This window comes from Agarivorans sp. (genome assembly GCF_050295395.1).
GTDB lineage: Bacteria > Pseudomonadota > Gammaproteobacteria > Enterobacterales > Celerinatantimonadaceae > Agarivorans.
Window position 1 is genome coordinate 1 of sequence record NZ_JBNKPP010000238.1, and the last position, 21,033, is coordinate 21,033.

Sequence of the window (21,033 nt, forward strand, 5' to 3'; positions counted from 1 at the left end):
TTTAGCGTGCAGCAGCACAAGTTTCATGGAGCTAGCATCGACGCTAGCCTAATTCGCTACTATCCCTATGGCGACAGTTTGACCCATCTACTGGGTTACGTGGCTCGGATTAATACCAAAGATTTACAACGACTGAGTGAAGAAAACAAACTGGCTGAATACGAAGCCACTCGCACCATCGGTAAACAAGGCATAGAGCGTTATTATGAAGAAATTCTACATGGTAACGTGGGCTATCAAGAAGTAGAAGTGAACAACCGCGGGCGCATCATTCGTACCATGAAGATCGTGCCGCCCATTCCCGGTAAAGATCTCTATCTTAACGTAGACATTCGCCTGCAGCTTGAAGCGCAGCGCTTACTCGACGGCCGCCGCGGTTCGGTTGTATTACTAGACGCTCAAACCAGTGGCGTATTGGCGATGGTATCAAGCCCCAGCTACGATCCCAACCTATTCGTCAATGGTATCAGCAGTAAAAACTACAACGAGCTACTTAACTCAAGCGACCGACCACTCATTAACCGCGCCACTAAAGGGGTGTATCCGCCAGCTTCAACGGTTAAGCCGCAACTGGCGGTGATGGGCTTAGAGCTAGGTAAAATCACCACCCAACAACGCATTTGGGATCCAGGCTGGTTCCAAATTCCCAATACCAAACGCCGCTTTCGCGATTGGAAACGCTGGGGCCACGGTTGGGTTGATGTTTACAAGGCCATTGAACAAAGTGTGGATACCTACTTTTACAAACTGGCATACGAAACCGGCATTGATGAGATCCATGCTTACATGAGTAAATTTGGCTTTGGTCAATACACTGGTATCGATATCCATGAAGAAAGCCGCGCCAACATGCCCAGCCGAGAATGGAAACGCGCCCGCTATCGCCAACCATGGTGGCAAGGCGACACCATTTCGGTGGGCATTGGTCAAGGCTATTGGACCACCACACCCTTGCAACTCGCTCAAGCCACCAATATTTTGGCTAACCGAGGTAAAATTATTACGCCGCGGATCTTAAAAAGCGTCGGCGACTCCAACTCGTATATTGGCTTGCCGCCGCAGCTACAACCGCCCATTGAGTTAAAAAATGACAATAACTGGCAAGTGGCCTTAGACGGCATGTACGGTGTGATAAACAAAAGTAACGGTACTGCGCGTAAAGCCTTCAAAGACACGCCTTATGTGGCAGCCGGAAAATCCGGTACTGCGCAGGTGGTAGGCATCGCTGAAGATGAAGAATACGATGCCGAAAGTTTAAAAGAAAAACACCGTGATAATGCGATGTTTGTCGCCTTTGCCCCCTTTGAAAAACCCGAGGTAGTGGCTTCAGTGGTGGTAGAAAACGCCGGCGGAGGTAGTTCCAATGCTGCCCCAATTTTACGTGAATTATTTGATAGTTATTTTGCAACCAAAGGCATACAGTAATTATGGCTAACTACAGCCAACAGCAAAAGCAATCTCTATGGTGGCGCCTGCATATAGACTGGCCACTCCTGCTGGGTTTAGTGGTGCTAATTTGTCTTGGGCTATTTGTACTTTATAGCGCCAGCGGCGAAAGCATCGGTATGTTAAATCGCCAATTGATTCGCTTGGCGATTGCCACCACGGTGATGCTGGTGCTGGCTCAAGTACCACCCGACGTTTACCTGCGCTGGGCACCATTTTTCTTTTTTAGCGGCTTAGCCATGCTACTGGCCGTATTATTAGTGGGTGACGTAGGTAAGGGCGCGCAACGCTGGCTAGATTTAGGTGTGATCCGCTTTCAACCCTCAGAAATAATGAAACTGGCAGTACCGTTAATGGTAGCGCGCTATGTTAGCCAACACCCTCTACCACCGAGCTTTAAACATCTGTTTATTGGTGCCACCATTGCTATTGCCCCCACCCTGTTAATTGCCAAACAACCGGATTTAGGGACTTCCTTACTCGTAGCGGCGTCGGGCATTTTTGCTCTATTTTTGGCTGGTATGAGCTGGCGCTTAGTGGCCGCTGCAGGCGGATTACTAGCCGCCTTCATTCCTTTGCTGTGGTTCTTTTTAATGCACGACTACCAGCGACAACGGGTGCTCACCTTACTCAACCCCGAGAGCGATCCGCTAGGCGCGGGTTATCATATTATTCAGTCAAAAATTGCCATTGGCTCAGGAGGCCTAGCTGGGAAAGGTTGGTTACACGGTACCCAATCACAGCTAGACTTCTTACCCGAGCGCCATACTGACTTTATCTTTGCGGTATTTGCCGAAGAATTTGGTTTCATTGGCGTGGCGCTGTTGTTGTGTATTTATTTCTACATTATTGGCCGCGGCCTATTCATTGCCACCCAAGCGCAAACCGCCTTTGGACGCTTATTGGCAGGCTGCATCATTCTAACCTTTTTCGTTTACGTATTTGTCAACATTGGCATGGTGAGCGGCTTACTGCCGGTAGTGGGCGTACCTTTACCTTTAGTCAGTTATGGCGGCACATCAATAGTGACACTGATGGCCGGTTTTGGCATTCTGATGTCTGTTCATACTCACAAACGGCTTTACGCCCAATAAGGATTGCTATGCGCTTATGCTGCTTTTTATTGCTGCTCCTCTCTCAAGTTTGGCCTAAGCTAACACTGGCCAATGACCAACAGCAACGTCTACAAGCCTTAAGCCAAGAACTAGACATTCCCTTAACCCAGTTACAACAAGCCGCTGATCAAGCCCAATACCAACAAGCTGTGATTGATGCCATCACCCGCCCTTGGGAAGCCAAACCTTGGCACCTATATCGCGATCTGTTTCTCACTGAAGAGCGTCTAGCCGCCGGTTTAGCCTTTTGGCAACAGCACCAACAGACTATTGAGCGCGCCGCCCAAACCTTTCAAGTGCCCGCACAAATCATCGTTGCTATTATTGGAGTAGAGACCTACTACGGTCGCCATAAAGGCACTTACCCAGTGATTGACGCGCTGTATACCTTAGGCTTTCACTACCCCAAACGCGGCCAATTTTTTAGTAAGGAATTTGCCTATTTTATTCGCCTAGCCGAGCAACAAGATTGGCAGCTCGACCAAGTGAAAGGCTCCTATGCCGGCGCGATGGGTTTTGGCCAGTTTATTCCCTCCAGCTACCTGCATTATGGAGTTGATTTTGACAACGACGGCAAGGTGGATATGCTCAATAACCCAGTGGATGCGATAGGCAGTGTAGCCAACTACTTTCACCAACATCGTTGGCAACTTGGAGAGGCGGTCGTCCATCGCGCTAACGCGCAGGCCAAACAAGCCGAACCATGGTTACGCAACGAATTAGAATTACAAGACCGTTGGCAACAACTGGCCGACGCAGGCATTACTAGCGATGCTCATCTTAGCCCCGACACCCCAGTAAAGTTACTGGCCCTAGAAGAAGCCGAAGGCCACAGTTACTGGCTGGCTGAACATAACTTCTATGTGATTACCCGGTATAATCGCAGCCCGCTGTATGCCATGGCGGTTTATCAATTTAGCGAGCGCTTACGCCAAGCAAAGGTAGAGCTAGATGTTAACTAAGACGCTACTTCGCTTTCGCTTTCCACTGTTGTGCACGCTTGGTTTAGTACTAAGCGCCTGTAGTTCTGCGCCTAATCAGCAACGTTATGGCATGCATCAAGACCAAGCACCCGACGCCACGCCCGAATTAGCCCACTTAGAAGATCCCATCCCTCGTTATGAGCCCTACAGTCGTCAGGGTAATCGCGATTACCAAGTACGTGGTAAAAACTATCAAGTTTGGCGTGATATTCAGGATTACCAGGTAGAAGGCGAAGCCTCTTGGTACGGTAAAAAGTTTCATGGCCATCTCACATCCAATGGTGAAATCTACGACATGTACAGCATGTCGGCGGCGCATAAGAATCTGCCACTGCCAAGCTATGTTGAAGTGAGCAATCTAAGTAACGGCAAAACCGTGATCGTGCGAGTCAATGACCGCGGCCCGTTTCATCAACAGCGCATCATCGACCTAAGCTACGCGGCAGCCTATAAGTTAGACATGCTCAAATCGGGCACCGCTAAAGTAAAAATCAAACTGCTACGTTTCGACCAACAAGGCCAGCCCGCCAATCTCACCGAACAAGCACCGGTTCAGTATTTTGTGCAATTGTTCGCCAGTAAAAACCAGCAGGTTCTGGCACAACACCGGCGTCAGCTAGAAGCCCAAGGCCTTACCACTCAAGTGGTCAGTGAGAACGGCTGGCAAAAGCTGCGACTGGGGCCCTATCACGATGTATTAAGTGCCGAGAAGTACTTAGCCAATATGCGTAATGGCCATTACAAAGACGCCTATATCATTAATCTAAAAGCAAACTAGTCGGATTTATTGCAGATACTAACAAACCACGCTTAAGTTTTGTTATAGTGTTTGCCGTTCCGTTTTATTGACTAACAAGCCAAAGAGCCAAACATGAGCAAAAATGTATTTCAGCGAATTAGCTGCGCCTCTGCGCTTCTGATTGCAACAAACCTGAGCATGGCCAATGCAGCAACCCCTCAAGTCATTCCCAATGCCCCGATCATTGCAGCCAAAGCATACTATTTGGTTGATTTTGATTCCGGTAGAGTATTGGCAGCTGAAAATGAAGACGAAAGCTTAGCGCCAGCTAGCCTGACTAAAATTATGACCAGCTACATCATTGGTAAAGAAATTAAGTCAGGCAAACTGAATCCCAATGACATGGTCACCATCAGTGAAAAAGCGTGGTCGAAAAACTTCCCTGATTCTTCAAAAATGTTCATTGAAGTGGGCAAACAAGTCAAAGTGTCCGACCTCAACCGCGGCATTATCATTCAATCGGGTAACGACGCTTGTGTGGCGATGGCCGAACATATCGCCGGTAGTGAAGACTCCTTCGCCAGCCTAATGAACTCTTGGGCCGACCATCTAGGCATGGTGAATACCCATTACGTTAACAGCCACGGCTTAGACAGCACCGAGCAATACACCACCGCCAAAGACATGGCCATTCTGGCCACCGCAATGATTCGCGATATCCCTGACGAATACGCCATCTATAAAGAAAAGTCATTTACTTTTAATGGCATTACCCAGCACAACCGCAATACCCTGTTGTGGGATAAAAGCATGAATGTGGATGGCATGAAAACCGGTCATACCAGCAATGCTGGTTACAGCCTCGTGTCTTCGGCCACCGATAACGGCATGCGCTTAGTATCTGTCGTCATGGGCACCAATTCAGCCAAAGCACGCGCCGCCGAAAGTAAAAAACTACTTAACTGGGGCTTTCGCTTTTTCGAAACGGTTAAACCCTACCAAGCGGGCGATAGCTTTGTTGAGCAAACCGTATGGATGGCCGACCAAGAAACCGTTTCGCTGGGGGTAAACCAAAACATTGCGCTAACCCTACCGCGCGGTCAAGCTAGCCAACTAAAAGCCAGCTTTGAGCTAAAAGAAGAACTCAAAGCGCCTCTTGCTGCTGGGCAAACCGTGGGGTCGGTTTATTTCCAAGTAGGTGATGAAGATGTGGCAGAGTACCCACTGGTGGTGCTGCAAGATGTAGAACAAGGTAGTATTTTCAAACGCTTATTCGACTACATCAAGCTGTTCTTCGCCTCTTTGTTTAGCTAAATAAACGGACAAACGGCTAATCGACCACAGGAATGTGTGGAAATCTTAGGCAAAGCTCACAAAAACGCGTTAGAATAACGCGTTTTTTATTTCTAGCTAGACCAACCTTGGTGGCTTAAATCCGTATTCTTAGGTCAGATATGCAAACGAAATTTGATGAATATTTAGAGTTCCCCTGTGACTTTACCTTTAAAATCATGGGGCTTAACAACCACACTCTGGAAGATGAAGTACTGAGCGTGATTCAAAACTTAGCGCCCGGCGACTATGCACCGAAGACCCGCCCTAGCAGTAAAGGCAACTACAAATCGATTACTTTGGTGGTCAATGTTACCAGCAAACAACACATCGAAGCACTTTACACTGAACTAGGCAATATCGAAGACGTTCGCCACGTACTCTAATGACAGAGCAAAACCGTCTCATCATTCGCCATTTAGGGCGACAAGACTACAGTCCTATTCTACAGGCTATGCGTGATTTTACCGATCAACGTAGCCCTGAACAGGCCGACGAACTATGGCTGGTTGAACATCAGCCGGTATTTACCCAAGGCCAAGCAGGTAAACCTGAGCACTTGTTAGCTAGCAGCGATATCCCGGTGATTCAAGCCGATCGCGGCGGTCAGGTTACTTATCATGGTCCAGGGCAGCTAGTCGCCTACCCGCTACTGAATATTCGTCGACGTAAACTTGGCGTGCGCGAGCTGGTGACCATTATCGAACAAACCATTATCGATACTTTAGCGCTTTACCAAATTAGCGCCTTCGCTAAACCCGATGCACCCGGTGTTTACATCGAACACAAAAAAATCGCCTCTTTAGGTTTACGGATCCGCAAAGGCTGCTCTTTCCACGGTTTAGCCTTAAATATCGACATGGACCTCAGCCCATTTTTGCTGATTAATCCCTGCGGTTATGCAGGCTTAGAAATGGCACAATTAAGCGACTACGTCGATTCGCCCAACTTTGAGCAAGTGGCGGAGCAACTGAGCACTATCTTGGCTCAGCGGCTGGATTATCGCAATATAGAACATCAACAAGGACTGCCCACACTATGAGTGAAAAAAAAGTTCGTATGGAGCCCGGAGTAAAACTTCGTGATGCCGATAAAATGGCGTTTATTCCGGTTAAGGTGATCCCCTCAGAAAAAGAAACCATGCTACGCAAGCCCGAGTGGATGCGCATTAAGCTGCCCTCAGATAGTACTCGGATTAACGAAATCAAGAGTGCCATGCGTAAGCACAACTTGCACTCGGTGTGTGAAGAAGCCTCTTGCCCCAACCTTGCCGAATGTTTCAACCACGGCACGGCAACCTTTATGATCATGGGTGATATCTGTACTCGTCGCTGTCCATTTTGCGATGTAGGCCACGGTAAACCGCTGCCGCTAGACCAGCAAGAACCCGCTAAATTAGCCGCCACCATCGCCGACATGAAACTTAAATACGTGGTGATTACCTCGGTTGACCGTGATGACCTGCGTGACGGTGGTGCCGGACACTTTGCCGAATGTGTCAGTGAAATTCGCAAACAAAGCCCGCATATTCAAATCGAAACCCTCGTGCCCGACTTTAAAGGCCGTATGGACCGAGCGCTGGAAATTTTAGACAAGAATCCGCCCGACGTGTTTAACCATAACCTAGAAACGGCACCCGGTTTATATAAGCAAGTGCGCCCCGGCTCAGATTATCAGTGGTCACTCACCCTGTTAAAACGCTTTAAAGAACTGCACCCCGAAGTGCCGACCAAGTCAGGTCTAATGATGGGCTTGGGAGAAACTAACGAAGAAATTCTACAAGTGATGCAAGATTTACGTGACCACGGCGTCACCATGTTAACCCTTGGCCAATACCTTCAGCCAAGTCGTCATCACCTGCCAGTAGCGCGCTACGTACCACCAGCAGAGTTTGACGAGCTAAAAGCCAAGGCAGAAGCCATGGGCTTTACCCACGCCGCCTGTGGCCCACTGGTTCGCTCCAGCTACCACGCCGACTTACAAGCCAAAGGCGTAGAAGTGAAATAATTCGCTGATCTACAAAACGAACAAAGAGAGCTCGCTGCTCTCTTTTTTGTAGCTAAATCTATCAGCCATTTAATGCTTAAGCTTTAGTTGCCGCAGCTTACGGTAAAGGGTATTACGGCTAATGCCTAGGCGTTTAGCGGCTTGAGTAATGTTGCCCTGGCAGTGCTGGTAAACCTTAACAATGTTTTGCTCTATGGCCAGTTGTAGCTCTACGGGGACGTCGCCATCGTCACGCTCGATAACTTGATCAGACTCTAGTTGTTGCTGTAAGGCCTCTGGCAAATCTGCATAATATAAGCACTCTTGTTGCTCACTCATTAAACAAGCCACTCGCATGAAATTGTCTAGCTCGCGTAGATTGCCCGGCCAGCTGTAGCTGAGCATTTTACTCATCAAGGCCGAGTCTATTTGCTGCGAATGCTCACAGTAGCGCCGATGCAGCTTCTCGATGAGTTGAGTTATATCGCTACGCTCGCGCAAGGCCGGTAAGGTGATTTGCAAACCCACCAAGCGATAATACAAATCTTCTCTAAACAAGCCTTCGGCGACCCGCTGCTGCAAATTAACATGAGTGGCGGCCACCACTTGGATGTCCACCGAATAGCTTTGATTTGCCCCCACTGGCACCACCTCTCGCTCTTGCAATACTCGCAATAAACGCGCTTGCGCCGCCAGTGGCATTTCGCCAATTTCATCGAGAAACAAAAAACCGCCGTCGGCTTGGCGTATTTTGCCTAAGTAACCTTTAGGATTGGCGCCGGTGAACGCGCCAGCGTGGTAACCAAATAACTCGGCTTCCACCAGTTCGTTAGGTAATGCCGCGCAATTCACCGCTTGTAAGGTCTTAGTGGCGCGTTGGCTTTGCTGATGAAGCTGCTTAACAAAACGCTCCTTACCTACCCCTGTTTCACCAAAAATCAATAAGGGGATCGCCTTGCTCACCACCTTACAGGCTTGTTGCCAAGCGGCATTTACCCGAGCATCACCCATATCGGCCGATAACACACTACGCTTTCTCGCCACCGGAGGCGATTTTAAGGCCTTGGTTTGAAGATGTAGTTGACTACACTCAGACAAGTTGGCCCGCTGCCAATTCTCTCCCAAATGTGTCGACAAGGTCTGCCCTACATTCAGCTGTTTAAGCAGTTGCCTAGCCATGGGATTTAAGCCCAGTATTTTACCTTCACTATCGGCCACCACGATGCCCTGCCAGCCAGAATCTAATAAATTGGCCTGAGCGGCCAAGTCAATACGATAGTAACTTTCTGGTAATTGGCATAACAAAGCGGTTTCTACCTGCTGCGCTAGGCTAGTGCTTAATAACATGGTTTGTTGAGTATGCCGCTGCTGCTCGCTGCTAATATCTAACACCGCTAACATCTCGCCTTGCGGAGAAAAAATAGGACAAGCACTGCAGCTCATGAAGCGATGCTGTTGAATAAAGTGCTGTTCGCCAATCACCGATACCGCTTGCCCAGTGGCAATAGCCGTACCAATAGCATTAGTGCCTTTATATTGCTCTAACCAATTAACCCCCTTCTCTAAAGCTACATTGGCCAACTTGTCGTTATAACGCTTGATCCCCCAATGCTGAATTAAGTAGCCATCAACATCAGACAAAATTAAGCGGCTGGCACTGTGCGCCATCACCTGTTCAAACAAGGGGTAGGCATAACGCTCCACCGTCTCAATTAACACTCGATGTTGCTGATGACGCTGAGCTAGCTCCGCTCTAGCTAAACGCAGCGCTTCTGGAGACGTTTGTTGCTGTAGCCCCGCATCTTGGCTGCGCAACCAGGAGGCATTAATGGTACTCGGAAGTGGCAGTTTTATGGTCATGGTTCGTTCCATAATGTAACGGTCCTACTGTTGCAAAATGTAACAGTGTGACAGTGCTAATGGGCTCGCCTTTGGGAGACCTTCCTCCACCAGACAAAGTGTTTATTCCAACAATCATAGTGTTACATTTTATTAACAACAAGTTAATTCAAGCTGGCTCAAGCCTTGCTATATCAATGTGTGACGTAGCAAGACTACGCAGCAAAATGAAACATATTAATAACAATTAACAAGACAAAGGATTTGACGATGGTATATGCACAACCTGGTACAAGTGGTTCACTGATCACCTTTAAAGAACGCTACAACAACTTCATTGGTGGCGAATGGGTAGCACCAGTAAACGGACAATATTTTGATAATCCTTCACCGGTGAATGGCAAAGTCTATTGCCAAGTCGCTCGCTCTGATGCCCAAGACATTGGCCTAGCCTTAGACGCCGCTCATGCAGCTAAAGCCGCTTGGGGAGCCACATCGGTGACCGAGCGCTCTAACATGCTGCTGAAAATTGCCGACCGAATAGAACAAAACCTAGAATATTTAGCCGTGGCCGAAGCCTGGGAAAACGGCAAAGCCATTAGAGAAACCTTAAACGCCGATCTCCCCTTAGTGGTGGATCATTTTCGCTATTTCGCGGGCTGTATTCGCGCCCAAGAAGGCAGCGCAGCCGACTTAGACGCCTCCACCGTTAGCTATCACTTCCCCGAGCCACTCGGTGTAGTGGGCCAAATTATTCCTTGGAACTTTCCGCTGTTAATGGCGGCATGGAAACTTGGTCCAGCGCTAGCCGCCGGTAACTGTGTGGTGCTCAAACCCGCCGAGCAAACGCCGGCCTCCATCATGGTGATGATGGAGCTAATTGAAGACTTAATCCCCAAAGGTGTGGTGAATGTGGTGAATGGCTTTGGTGAAGAAGCCGGACAAGCCTTGGCAATTAGCCCACGCATCGCCAAACTGGCCTTTACTGGCTCCACTGAAATTGGCCAACACATTCTAAAATGCGCCGCCGATTCCTTGATTCCTTCAACCGTAGAGCTCGGTGGCAAGTCGCCCAATGTGATTTTTGCCGATGTGATGGATCACGAAGACGCCTATTTAGATAAGGTGATTGAAGGCTTATTACTAGCCTTTTTCAACCAAGGTGAAGTATGTACCTGCCCTTCACGAGCGCTGATTCAAGAGTCTATTTACGAACCTTTCATGCAACGCGTATTAGAGCGGGTAAAAACCATCAAGCAAGGCAATCCGCTAGACATTAATACCCAAGTTGGCGCACAAGTCTCCCAGCAACAGCTAGACCGCATCATGAGTTACTTAGAAATCGGTAAAAACGAAGGTGCCGAATTACTGACCGGTGGTGTAAGACCCAGCATGGCCAGCGAGAATAGTCAGGGTTATTACCTCAGCCCCACCATTTTAAAAGGCACTAACGACATGCGGGTCTTCCAAGAAGAAATTTTTGGCCCAGTGATCTCGGTGACCACCTTCAAAGACGAAGCCGAAGCGCTGGCAATTGCTAACGATAGCCAATATGGCTTAGGTGCGGGAGTATGGACTCGTGACATGAACCTAGCCCAGCGCATGGGGCGCAGTATCGAAGCCGGACGGGTATGGATTAATTGCTACCACGCTTACCCCGCCCATGCAGCATTTGGTGGTTATAAGCGCTCTGGCATAGGCCGAGAAACTCACAAAGTGGCGATTTCGCACTACCAAAATACTAAAAATATGTTGGTCAGTTACGATGTTAATCCTTTAGGTTTCTTTTAAGCTGTTATCTATATACTGATGAATATAAAGAGAGGGAAACCTCTCTTTATTCTAGCCCCTAAGCTTCAGCACTACGCCCATCCACTCAACAAAAAATAATGAAAAAACGTAACAAGCATTATGCGACATGGTGCAAATTATCCATATTTAACAGTGGATTACCTAAAATCACAGTGTGAGTGTCTGCTCAGTTCATGTAGCCTAAAATAGTTATGTGAAGTCATATCATTCCAATGCTTCTCGTAACCAGCTTCAAATTCAGAGTACAAGCTAATTAAGGTGATCATGACAATGAATATTTTCAATAATAACAGTAAAACACTGGTCAATACGTTGAGAGCGCTTGCCTTTTGTGTATTACCTTTAGGTTTAGCAGCATGTGCTAATTCGCCAAACAGCACCACACCCCACTCGCTAGACGCCCCCAAGTTATCCAAAACAACAAATACAACTTCGGGGGCTTTTTACAGCGGTAAATACCGCAACGCCTTTGTTGACCTAGGTATTGCTACCCCAGAACAGGTTACTCAAAAAGTTAACGATACTTACCAGCAATTATTTTACTCTGACTCGCGCGGAGAAGGCGGCAAGGCGGTATTTTTCCCAGTAGGGGAAGACATGGGCTTCATTAAGGACATTGGCAGCAACGACATTCGCTCTGAGGGGATGTCTTACGGCATGATGATCGCGGTACAAATGGACGATCAGGCCATGTTCAATAAGTTGTGGAAATTTTCTAAAACTTACATGCAACATAAAGACGGCTGGCATAAGGATTACTTTGCTTGGCATTTAAAACCACACGCTCCCTTCACTAAAATAGATAACAACGCCGCGCCCGATGGTGAGCTTTACTTTGCGATGGCGCTGATGTTTGCGGAACACCGCTGGGGTGCTGGCGAAGGTATTTTCCAATACAAAGATGAAGCCAATGTGATTCTTAACGCCATGGTAAATAAGCCAGAAACCGACTCACAAGCCCCCATGTTTAGCCGAAAACAAAAACAAATTCTCTTTGTAACCGAAAAAAATACTGGTCTATATACTGACCCTTCTTACCATGTGGCGGCGTTTTATGAACTCTTTGCGCGCTGGGCAGAGCAAGACAATCAACTGTGGGCTGAAGCCGCCCAAGTTAGCCGCGACTACTTATACAAGGCATCTCACCCAGAAACAGGTTTGTACTCTGAATACGCCACATTTGATGGAATACCGCAAAAAACCTCATTTAACGCAATTAGCCACAAATCTGGTTATGACGCTTTCCGGGTCATTGGCAATATGGCCATGGACCATCATTGGTTTAATGCGGACCCAAGACTGCAAGAGTTAGCCGAGCGAATGATCGGCTTCTACGCTGACGAATACACGCGTAAGGGGCAAAACTACGCAGTACATGAAATGGATGGAGAGATTGTTTCTGCTTGGGGAAGTTCTGGCCAAAATGCCATGAACGGCACCGCAGCGATGATCACCAATAGTCAAGAGGCCAAACAATTCACCGAACGCTTATGGAAACAAGCAACACCAAGCGGTAAATGGCGCTACTATGACGGTTTATTGCATATGTTCGCTCTATTACAAATGGCCGGGGAATATCAAATCTACGGACCAAGCGCTGCTAACAACTAACAATTAGTTAGCGCTAAATGAGGCCTCAGCCAGCGTCTCAACTCTTTTAATAATATATAGTTCGCCCACCTCGCCCTTTAGGCAGAGGTGGGGTTAGACCAGTCTCGCCAAGCTCTTAGCAAATTCACTTGGCGCTAATACAGCGGCCTCTTCAATAACTGTCGGTCAAATGGTAAACCCGTAAACTGGCTGCCATTTGCGGATAGTCATCACCCCAATAGCGGATCTTACGAACCTCATTAGGCAACAGAGTAAAGCTTGAATCCTCAAACCGCCCCGGCGCATCGGCTTCTAGGTGCACAAAAAAAGCCGGTTTATCGCTAGTTAACAAAATACTTTGCTGCGCAGCGTCAAACTCAAAGCTCACTTTGGCTTTAACCATAGCCAAGGCTTTCGGCGGCCCAGAAAACCAGCTGTTTTGCAGCTCTTGTGCTTCACTTTGCCACTGGGCAATAAAGAAACCCGCCTCTCTCTTTTTAGCGAGTTTTGCTGCTTCACAATGCCAGATAAGGGCATTTTCATCGGCACTTAACTCCAGCTCTAATCGCTCGTCACTCAGTTGCTGGCCTTGCCAATCGAACCATCTTAAGCGGCACTGCATAGCTAGCTTTTGTCGGCTGTCATTTAGCATATGCAATTGCAGCCCTTGCTCGGTTTCAACAAAACTAGCGTACTGCGGCGCAAAAAAACGTTTGGCATGGTAATGCAGCTGCTTCCAGCGACCACTGTATTCAATACTCGACCACGAACTTACCGGCCAATTATCATTAAGCTGCCAATACAGCATGCCTCTGCACCAAGGGCTATTAGCACGCCAATAGTCACAAGCGGTTTTTATCGCCAAGGCCTGCTGCACTTGGCTGAGATACAACATCTGCTCAAAATTGGCCGGGAAACGAAATAAGCGAGTAAACATTTCGGTAATGATGCTATTGCCGCTGGGGTTCTTTTGATGGCACTCAAAAGTAGGAGAGCTAATATTCCAATCTTCTTCAGCCACAAAGGTTTTCACTTCGGCTAAGGAAGGCCAAGATTGATAACCAAACTCAGAACAAAAGCGGGGTTTAATTTGCTGATAAGCCGAGAATGATTTTCCAGAATGCCACACATCCCAAAAGTGCATGTCGCCCTTATTGTCATCATGCCAAGCATCGCCATAATCGAGTTCACCATTGCAGGGCGAACTCGGCCAGAATACCCGCGAAGGGTCACAGGCTTGCACCACTTTTTGAATGGCGCGATTCAAACGGTCATAATTAACCACGTAACGTTCGCGATTTTGCTTCGACTCTGGGTACCAGTTTATCGCCCCGATAACCTCGTTATCGCCACACCATAGAACAATGCAGCTATAATCTCGCAAGCGGCGAATTTGGTCGCGTAACTCAAGCTCCACGTTCGCCACGAAGTCATCGGTAGAGGGATAGAGCGAACACGCAAACATCATGTCTTGCCAGACCATGAGGCCTAGCTCATCACACAGCTGATAAAACACATCGCTTTCATATTGACCGCCTCCCCATACCCGTAACATGTTCATATTAGCGGCCTTGGCATCCCCTAATAACTGCTGGTAGCGAGCCACACTTTGCCGCTGCGGCATAGCGTCCATGGGGATCCAGTTCGCCCCTTTGGCAGTAATGGCCACATCGTTGATCATCACCGTCATCGCCGAACCTAGAGAATCGGCTTGAGTATTGAGCTGCAATTTACGCAGCCCCACTTTTTTCTCAATGCGCTGCTCGCCCAGCGTCACAGTAAACCGATGTAATACTTGCTCACCGTAGCCTGCCGGCCACCACAACTGTGGCTCAGTGATATGAAGAGTGGTTTGGCTAACTTCACAACCGGGCTCAGCCGTGACCACAAAGCTGTGCTCGGCAAACTGAAAATGAATATCTTGCTGGCTGTTTAGCTGGTGCTCAGCCTTAAGGTGCAGCGTTACTCCGTCTGCCGACCAATGTTGCTCGACTTGGGTAGCTAACAAGCGAGCTTGCTGATTAAAACAGATTTGTGGAGTCTCATAAACGCCACTCACCATTAAACAAATACCCCAATCCCAACCTGCGTGACATTGGGTTTTACGCAAGCTATTCATAAACGGTACTTGATTGTTACTCATGGATGAGGGCACCACAAAGGGCAGTTTTCCAGCGCGCTGTTGGGCGGCCACATCGGCGCGATGAAAGTATAACTGTAGTTGATTTCGCCCCGCTTTTAGCCATGGCTTAATATCGAAGCGCCATAAGCGGAACATGTTGTCGCAGCTCGCCAGCTTATGTTGGTTAATATAAACATCAACCACCGTATCTAAACGGCTCAACTTAAGTTCTATAAAGTCCTTATCGAGCTGCGCCAGCTCTAGTTCAAATTCATGACTCAAGCACCAATCGGCTTTGGCGACCCACTGCACCTTACTCTCGTTACACTGCTGATAGGGATCATCAATTAATCCAGCCTCAAGCAAAACGGAATAATTATCCAGCGGCATCTTACAAGGTAAGTTAAGCTGCGGGTGCTGAGGAGAACTTAACCACCAATCTTCTGAAAGCGCCAATACTGCCATCATCACCTCATATAATCAGACTAAAAAAGACGAACAAGATAGATGAAAACTTTAATATTAATAAATTTACAGAACAATCTTTCAAATCGCTTAGACAAAACCCTGTGCTCAGCATCACAAGCGCCGCCTTGGTATGAAATTGTTTCAGAATTTTAATGACAATATTTCAAGCAAACTCACCTTAAGTTCACAGTGAGCAATTTAGTCTAGCGGCTAAGCGTTTCGGGCTATCAAACAGCGCCAGTTGCGCGTCATGCTGTCCCACCGCCGACCACGCTTTGGCGGTACTGAGAACCGCAATACTTGCAGTAGGAAATTTAACTAGGTCTTGGCCGGTTAAATATTCCACCAGCTCCAACAAGGCAGGGTTATGCCCCACCAAAGCCACTTTACTATGGGCCTCGGAAAGCCCCTGAATATGCAACAGTAAATCGGCCCAATTAAAACTGTATAAGGCTTCTTGACTGAGGACCTTTAAATCAAGCTCTAGCGCCGAATCTAAGTTCACCTGACGTTGCGCCAGCCAATACTGTAGGGTTTGTTCACAACGAGCGGCCGGGGAGTGATGCACCAATTGCAGCTGGGCAAACTCAGCCGCATAGTGGCGCGCCATTAAACTGGCCGCGGCTTGACCTCTTGGCGCTAAGGCGCGCTGCCTATCTGCTAGGTTGGGCTGATCCCAACGTGATTTGCCATGGCGGATTAACCACAAGTATTTAGCCATTGTTTCTCCTAATAAAAAAGCCTTGGAATACCAAGGCTTTCTTTCACAAGAGATTAAAACTGAGCCAGCGCCTGCTCAAAGTCTCTCAACAAATCTTCGCCATCTTCTATGCCAATAGAGCAGCGAATCATGGTTTCGCTGATGCCCGAGGCCTGTCGTCCGGCCAAGCCCATTTCATAATAAATGGTTTGAGCCACCGGTAGGGCCAAAGTCCGGTTATCGCCTAAATGGGTGGCATTTAATACCAACTGCGTTTTATCGAGGAAGGCCGCACAATCAATCCCATCGACTAAATCGAAGCTAATTAAGGCACCAAAGTGTTTGAATAACTGCTTCGCCCGCTGGTGCTGAGGATGGCTAGCTAAACCTGGGTAATATACCTTAGCCACCTTAGGGTGAGCTTCTAACATCTTAGCTAAAGCTAAAGCGTTAGCGCATTGGCGTTCCATGCGCAGCGCCATTGTTTCGGCGCCCATCGACAGCACATGTGCCATCTGCGAACTTAAGGCTCCACCAAAATCACGCAAGCCTTTCTTTTTCATTTGGTTGATACCCCACATTTTGGGATCGCCACTACGATAGGACTCAAAAATATTAGGGTACTGCGACCAGTCAAATAAGCCTGTATCGCTAACCGAGCCGCCCAGCGCATTGCCATGGCCACCAAAATACTTAGACAAAGAAGTAACCACTAAGCTGGCGCCCACCGACTTAGGCTGAAATAAATACGAAGAAGTAAGGGTATTATCGATGACATAAACAAGGCCGCGCTGCTGACAAACTTCGCCAATCCCCTGTAGGTCCACAATTTGAGTAGCGGGGTTGGCAATGGTTTCAACAAACACCATTTTAGTATTGGCTTGGCAAGCTTCTGCTACAGCTTGTTTGCTGGTCGCATCTACCAGTGTCACCTCGATACCATAGCCCTTTAAAGTACCAAAAATACTGCTGGTATTACCAAACAAAAAGCGACTGGCCACAATGTGGTCGCCGGCCTTCAGCAGGGTTAAAAACACCGTGCCGATGGCTGCCATACCGGTACCAAAAACCAAACAAGAGATACTGTCATCCAGCAGCGCTATTTTGCGCTGCAAAAAATCTAAGGTGGGGGTAGATTGCCGAGCATAAGCATGGCCGTACTGCTTCCCTTGAAATACGTCTACTAAGTCTTGAGTAGCAGCATAAGCATAGGGCACCGAATTATGAATGGGTGCATGAACCGCTCCCTCTTCCACTCCAGCTAAGCGGTCACAATGCACTAGCTGAGTCGTAAATCCTTTAAACGTCATAGAGCAACTTCTGAAATATGCAAAGAGGAACTATTATGCCTTAGCACTACACTAAAAACGAGCCAGGCGGCTTATTCAGCTCGCCAAATGGTTTTGCCCTTAGCAATAACCTGTTTAATTTGCAGTGTGTCTGCATGTAAGCAAACCAAATCAGCATCAAAGCCTGCAGCTAGCTGGCCCTTATTTTTTAAACCCAATATCTGCGCCGGGTTTTTACTGATCACCGATAAAGCTACCGCTAACGGCACTTGATAATGCTTAACGGCCTCCAATACGGCTTGGTACAAACTGCTTAGCTGACCCGCTTGCATTCCACATAACTCTCCCGCCCGATTAAACAAGGGTAAACTGGCATTAGCGTCGGAGCTAAAACTCACCCTTTGCCAATCCAAGCCCTTATCTAAAATTGTTTTAAGCGCCTGACCGCAGCTCAGCTCTCCTTCCTCTATAAATTGCGGAATAGTACTGGTGGTGAAATCTATCGCACCACCTTGTTGCAGAAAATCTAGCGCGTCTTCAAAAAGAGCCTGATTACGATTGCAATGTGTGGCGTAGAGCTGAGAAATATGAATATCTGAATGTTTGACTATGTCGCGCAACATCTCCAGCTTGCGTTTACCATCGCCAACATGAAAGAAACTAATGCCTTTCTTGCCCGCTAACAAACCAGCCACCCGCGCCTCGGCGACCAATTCAATAAAGGCCTGCAGTGAAGCTTGGCTGGCGCGGTGGTCGGAAATGGCAATTTCCCCCACCCCAATCATTTCAGGGATCAGTACTATATCTTGCTCTACCGAGCCGGTAATGGTTTTCACCGGCAAATGATATGAGCCTGTGTAGCAATAACAGCTAAGGCCAAGCGCGCTCAGCTCCCTCGCCTTGCCTAGCACTTGCACCGGTGTTCGAGTAATACTGTCGGTGCCCAAAGCACCTACCATGGTGGTGACACCACTAGCAATAGCATCTTGATAATTAAGCTCCGCGGTACGATGAGCAAAGCCGCCTTCGCCTCCACCGCCGGTATAATGAACCAAGGCATCCACAAAGCCCGGCGCCACAATGGCCCCAGCTAGATCTCGAACCTTAACAATATCTTGATTAGTGTCTAAATGAATACTAGGTGCAATTTCGACGATTTTGTCGTTGGCCAATAACAGGTCGTTATATCCTAAAGACTCTGGGGCATACACCTGAGCATTTTTCAAAAGAGTCAGCATATTTTGCCTTTAGTAAAGGTTGGTGACAAAGAAGGGGCCGAAGCCCCTAACTTTAATTTAACTAATTATTTAACTAAGTGGTCGTAAATGGCGATGCCAACGCTTTTCCCACTGCTTAAAGCCATAAACCAGCATAAAAGTTACCGATAAATAAATTAACGCGGCAAAAGTAAATGCTTCAAATGGCGCATAAAAACGCGCGTATACATCACGCGCCGCACCTGTTAAATCGATAATAGTCACCACGCTGGCGATAGAGCTAGCATGCAGCATAAAAATCACCTCGTTACTATAAGCAGGCAACGCTCGACGCAAAGCACTGGGTAGAATAATTCTGCGCATCGCTTTTGCATTTGACATACCGTAGGCTTTGGCGGCTTCAATCTCCCCGCGGGGAGTCGCAACAATAGCCCCTCGGAAAATTTCCGTAGTATAAGCGGCAGTGTTAAGTACAAAGGCTAATAAACAAGGATAAAAAGCGTCCTTTACGATGGGCCAAAACATGGAGTCTTGGATCCCTTCGATATAAGTCACCCCGTAATAAATGATGTATAGCTGTATCAGTAAGGGAGTACCTCTAAATACGTAGGTAAACAGCCAAACACCACGATTAATAAACCAGTTATCTGAAGTTCGAAGAATCGCCAAGGGGATCGCCAGCATTAAGCCAATAATCAACGATAGAAATACCAGCTGAACTGTCATTACCAAGCCATCCCAATAACCGATTAAGGTTGTCAGGGTAAAAATTTCGTTGTTTGCGAGTAAGCTCTCGATGGTTTCGTACATGATTAAGACCTTACCGTACCGGCGCTAAAACGGATTTCCAAGCGTTTGAGGAAGATCTCTGAAACACTGGTAAGCGCTAAATAAACAAAGGCGACCGGAATAAAAAATAAGAAAGGTTCGTGCACCGCACCCGCTGCTTCTTTAGCTAGGCGCACCATGTCGGCTAAACCAATCACAGAAACTAAAGCGGTAGTTTTAACCAATACCAACCAATTATTGCCTATACCAGGTATGGCATGGCGCATCATTTGCGGCACGGTAATTCTGCGAAACACTTGTATAGCACTCATACCATAAGCTCTACCCGCTTCTATCTGGCCGTTATCAACAGCTAAAAATGCGCCACGGAAAGTTTCGGCCATGTAAGCGCCAAAGATGAAGCCAATGGTGGTTACCCCAGCAACAAACTCATTAATATTGATGTAGTAATCAATTTCAAATGTCGCATATAACCAATCAGATAGATTATTCATCATAATCTGGGCACCAAAGAAAATCAGTAGCATTAGTACCAAATCAGGCACCCCACGAATCACTGTGGTATAAGCGACAGCGATCGCGTTGGCAAACTTGTTTTTTGATAAACGCGCTACGGCCGCCAACATCCCCAGCACCAATGCCACCGCCAACGATAAAAACGCCACTTCTATGGTGAGGATCGCGCCAATAAATATTGAGGGGCCGTAGCCGTGCAGATCTAACATAGTGAGTCTCTTAAAAAGTTAACCCGAGCTTAGCTCGGGTTAATGGTAGTGCAAGCCTTACTTTTTAATACTGTAATCAAAGTACTTGTCATTGATTTTATCGTAAGTGCCATTGCTTTTAACTGTTGCCAAAGCCTTGTTAAACATTTCAATCAGGTCTTTGTCACGTTTACGGGCAGCAACCCCAACGCCTTCGCCTAACTGAACGTTATCGCCTAACACTTTGTATGCGTCGCCGCCTTCTACATCAATAATAGTACTCATACCCACTGGATAATCGAGAACCACTACATCTAAACGGCCACCGCGCAAGTCATTAATGAGATCATCACCGGTAGTGTAGCGCTTGATTTCAGCTACTTTGCTGTAGTTTTCAGTAGCGTAAGTATCTTGAATGGTACCGCGCTGAGCGCCCACAACTAAACCTTTAAGAGTATCAGGGTTGGCAGGGTCAACTTGGCTAGCTTTAGGACCGAAGAAACCGGTTGGGGTATTGTAGTACGCTTCAGAGAAGAGTACTTTTTTGGCACGCTCTTCATTAATTGACATTGAAGAGAAAATCGCATCATATTTGCGTGCTAGCAGGCCAGGAATAATGCCATCCCAAGCTTGAACTACCCACTCACACTTAACTTTCATTTCTTCACAAACTGCGTTACCTAAATCGATCTCAAAACCAGTTAAGGTACCATCAGGTGCTTTATATTCGAAAGGTTCGTAAGGCACATCGACGGCTAAACGCACCACATCCCAATCTTTAGCGTCTACAGCAGTGCTAGCCATTGCCAAAGCACTCATCATCGCAACTAGTGTTTTTTTCATTTTATTACTCCGTGTTGTTTGCATAAAGCGGGTTAACGCTTGTCTTCCCTTTATTGGAT

Annotated in this window: 18 protein-coding genes; 10 read left to right on the forward strand and 8 right to left on the reverse strand. The window is 47.5% G+C overall.

Features of this window, described 5'->3' with window-relative positions; genetic code table 11:
• The 8 genes from mrdA to lipA all read left to right on the forward strand — a co-directional run.
• Positions 1 to 1,425: penicillin-binding protein 2 (gene mrdA / locus ACQY6Q_RS13830; protein ID WP_427982252.1), on the forward strand; the 1,425-nt coding region annotated here is incomplete at its 5' end.
• A gap of 2 nt (positions 1,426 to 1,427) precedes the next feature.
• The gene (gene rodA / locus ACQY6Q_RS13835; protein WP_427982253.1) at positions 1,428 to 2,540 is read left to right on the forward strand and encodes a rod shape-determining protein RodA; all 1,113 of its coding nucleotides are present in this window, start codon (positions 1,428 to 1,430) and stop codon (positions 2,538 to 2,540) included.
• 8 nt (positions 2,541 to 2,548) lie between these two features.
• Entirely contained in the window at positions 2,549 to 3,523 is a 975-nt protein-coding gene (mltB, locus tag ACQY6Q_RS13840) for a lytic murein transglycosylase B (protein ID WP_427982255.1), read from the forward strand.
• A complete protein-coding gene (locus ACQY6Q_RS13845) occupies positions 3,513 to 4,322 on the forward strand; it encodes a septal ring lytic transglycosylase RlpA family protein (protein ID WP_427982257.1) in 810 nt (269 codons plus the stop codon). Before mltB ends, ACQY6Q_RS13845 begins: the two co-directional genes overlap by 11 nt.
• A gap of 159 nt (positions 4,323 to 4,481) precedes the next feature.
• On the forward strand, positions 4,482 to 5,597 hold the full coding sequence (locus ACQY6Q_RS13850; protein ID WP_427982290.1) for a serine hydrolase: 1,116 nt from the start codon (positions 4,482 to 4,484) through the stop codon (positions 5,595 to 5,597).
• 125 nt (positions 5,598 to 5,722) lie between these two features.
• Entirely contained in the window at positions 5,723 to 6,001 is a 279-nt protein-coding gene (gene ybeD / locus ACQY6Q_RS13855) for a DUF493 family protein YbeD (RefSeq protein WP_427982291.1), read from the forward strand.
• Complete coding sequence (lipB, locus tag ACQY6Q_RS13860; RefSeq protein WP_427982259.1) at positions 6,001 to 6,657, forward strand: lipoyl(octanoyl) transferase LipB; 657 nt, start codon at positions 6,001 to 6,003, stop codon at positions 6,655 to 6,657. Before ybeD ends, lipB begins: the two co-directional genes overlap by 1 nt.
• Positions 6,654 to 7,622 (forward strand): lipoyl synthase, encoded by a 969-nt coding sequence (lipA, locus tag ACQY6Q_RS13865; protein ID WP_427982260.1) that lies wholly within the window; start codon positions 6,654 to 6,656, stop codon positions 7,620 to 7,622. The genes lipB and lipA overlap by 4 nt, the downstream gene beginning before the upstream one ends.
• Before the next feature lie 69 nt (positions 7,623 to 7,691).
• Here lipA and ACQY6Q_RS13870 read toward each other — a convergent pair whose 3' ends face one another.
• Complete coding sequence (locus tag ACQY6Q_RS13870) at positions 7,692 to 9,461, reverse strand: sigma-54-dependent Fis family transcriptional regulator (protein ID WP_427982292.1); 1,770 nt, start codon at positions 9,459 to 9,461, stop codon at positions 7,692 to 7,694.
• 249 nt (positions 9,462 to 9,710) lie between these two features.
• Between ACQY6Q_RS13870 and exaC the strand changes: the two genes are divergently transcribed.
• Positions 9,711 to 11,231: an acetaldehyde dehydrogenase ExaC gene (exaC, locus tag ACQY6Q_RS13875; RefSeq protein WP_427982261.1), complete on the forward strand. Its 1,521-nt coding sequence runs from the start codon at positions 9,711 to 9,713 to the stop codon at positions 11,229 to 11,231.
• Between the two features lie 291 nt (positions 11,232 to 11,522).
• Positions 11,523 to 12,863, forward strand: coding sequence for a glycosyl hydrolase family 8 (locus tag ACQY6Q_RS13880; RefSeq protein WP_427982262.1), 1,341 nt, complete (start codon positions 11,523 to 11,525; stop codon positions 12,861 to 12,863).
• Between the two features lie 151 nt (positions 12,864 to 13,014).
• Here ACQY6Q_RS13880 and ACQY6Q_RS13885 read toward each other — a convergent pair whose 3' ends face one another.
• The 7 genes from ACQY6Q_RS13885 to ACQY6Q_RS13915 form a co-directional block, all read right to left on the reverse strand.
• Positions 13,015 to 15,432 carry a glycosyl hydrolase 2 galactose-binding domain-containing protein gene (locus ACQY6Q_RS13885; RefSeq protein WP_427982263.1) on the reverse strand — a complete coding sequence of 806 codons (2,418 nt, stop codon included), beginning with the start codon at positions 15,430 to 15,432 and terminating at the stop codon, positions 13,015 to 13,017.
• 184 nt (positions 15,433 to 15,616) lie between these two features.
• Positions 15,617 to 16,153, reverse strand: a complete 537-nt coding sequence (locus tag ACQY6Q_RS13890; protein ID WP_427982264.1) for a SixA phosphatase family protein — start codon at positions 16,151 to 16,153, stop codon at positions 15,617 to 15,619.
• A gap of 53 nt (positions 16,154 to 16,206) precedes the next feature.
• Positions 16,207 to 17,442, reverse strand: coding sequence for a cystathionine gamma-synthase family protein (locus ACQY6Q_RS13895; protein WP_427982266.1), 1,236 nt, complete (start codon positions 17,440 to 17,442; stop codon positions 16,207 to 16,209).
• Positions 17,443 to 17,513: 71 nt separating this feature from the next.
• Positions 17,514 to 18,659: a beta-aspartyl-peptidase gene (iadA, locus tag ACQY6Q_RS13900; protein WP_427982268.1), complete on the reverse strand. Its 1,146-nt coding sequence runs from the start codon at positions 18,657 to 18,659 to the stop codon at positions 17,514 to 17,516.
• 69 nt (positions 18,660 to 18,728) lie between these two features.
• A complete protein-coding gene (locus ACQY6Q_RS13905; RefSeq protein WP_427982270.1) occupies positions 18,729 to 19,448 on the reverse strand; it encodes an ABC transporter permease in 720 nt (239 codons plus the stop codon).
• Between the two features lie 2 nt (positions 19,449 to 19,450).
• Entirely contained in the window at positions 19,451 to 20,152 is a 702-nt protein-coding gene (locus ACQY6Q_RS13910) for an ABC transporter permease (RefSeq protein WP_427982271.1), read from the reverse strand.
• 57 nt (positions 20,153 to 20,209) lie between these two features.
• Positions 20,210 to 20,974 (reverse strand): transporter substrate-binding domain-containing protein, encoded by a 765-nt coding sequence (locus ACQY6Q_RS13915; RefSeq protein ID WP_427982273.1) that lies wholly within the window; start codon positions 20,972 to 20,974, stop codon positions 20,210 to 20,212.
• Positions 20,975 to 21,033 lie beyond the last annotated feature (59 nt).

Bases quoted from the DNA above. Each gene is read 5' to 3' on its own strand.
- iadA (WP_427982268.1), bottom strand. From the start codon at position 18,659: ATGCTGACTCTTTTGAAAAATGCTCAGGTGTATGCCCCAGAGTCTTTA.
- ACQY6Q_RS13850 (WP_427982290.1), top strand. From the start codon at position 4,482: ATGGCCAATGCAGCAACCCCTCAAGTCATTCCCAATGCCCCGATCATT.
- lipA (WP_427982260.1), top strand. From the start codon at position 6,654: ATGAGTGAAAAAAAAGTTCGTATGGAGCCCGGAGTAAAACTTCGTGAT.
- ACQY6Q_RS13880 (WP_427982262.1), top strand. From the start codon at position 11,523: ATGAATATTTTCAATAATAACAGTAAAACACTGGTCAATACGTTGAGA.
- ACQY6Q_RS13890 (WP_427982264.1), bottom strand. From the start codon at position 16,153: ATGGCTAAATACTTGTGGTTAATCCGCCATGGCAAATCACGTTGGGAT.
- lipB (WP_427982259.1), top strand. From the start codon at position 6,001: ATGACAGAGCAAAACCGTCTCATCATTCGCCATTTAGGGCGACAAGAC.
- ACQY6Q_RS13845 (WP_427982257.1), top strand. From the start codon at position 3,513: ATGTTAACTAAGACGCTACTTCGCTTTCGCTTTCCACTGTTGTGCACG.
- rodA (WP_427982253.1), top strand. From the start codon at position 1,428: ATGGCTAACTACAGCCAACAGCAAAAGCAATCTCTATGGTGGCGCCTG.
- ACQY6Q_RS13910 (WP_427982271.1), bottom strand. From the start codon at position 20,152: ATGTTAGATCTGCACGGCTACGGCCCCTCAATATTTATTGGCGCGATC.
- ACQY6Q_RS13915 (WP_427982273.1), bottom strand. From the start codon at position 20,974: ATGAAAAAAACACTAGTTGCGATGATGAGTGCTTTGGCAATGGCTAGC.
- ACQY6Q_RS13885 (WP_427982263.1), bottom strand. From the start codon at position 15,432: ATGATGGCAGTATTGGCGCTTTCAGAAGATTGGTGGTTAAGTTCTCCT.
- ACQY6Q_RS13895 (WP_427982266.1), bottom strand. From the start codon at position 17,442: ATGACGTTTAAAGGATTTACGACTCAGCTAGTGCATTGTGACCGCTTA.
- exaC (WP_427982261.1), top strand. From the start codon at position 9,711: ATGGTATATGCACAACCTGGTACAAGTGGTTCACTGATCACCTTTAAA.
- ACQY6Q_RS13905 (WP_427982270.1), bottom strand. From the start codon at position 19,448: ATGTACGAAACCATCGAGAGCTTACTCGCAAACAACGAAATTTTTACC.
- mltB (WP_427982255.1), top strand. From the start codon at position 2,549: ATGCGCTTATGCTGCTTTTTATTGCTGCTCCTCTCTCAAGTTTGGCCT.
- ACQY6Q_RS13870 (WP_427982292.1), bottom strand. From the start codon at position 9,461: ATGACCATAAAACTGCCACTTCCGAGTACCATTAATGCCTCCTGGTTG.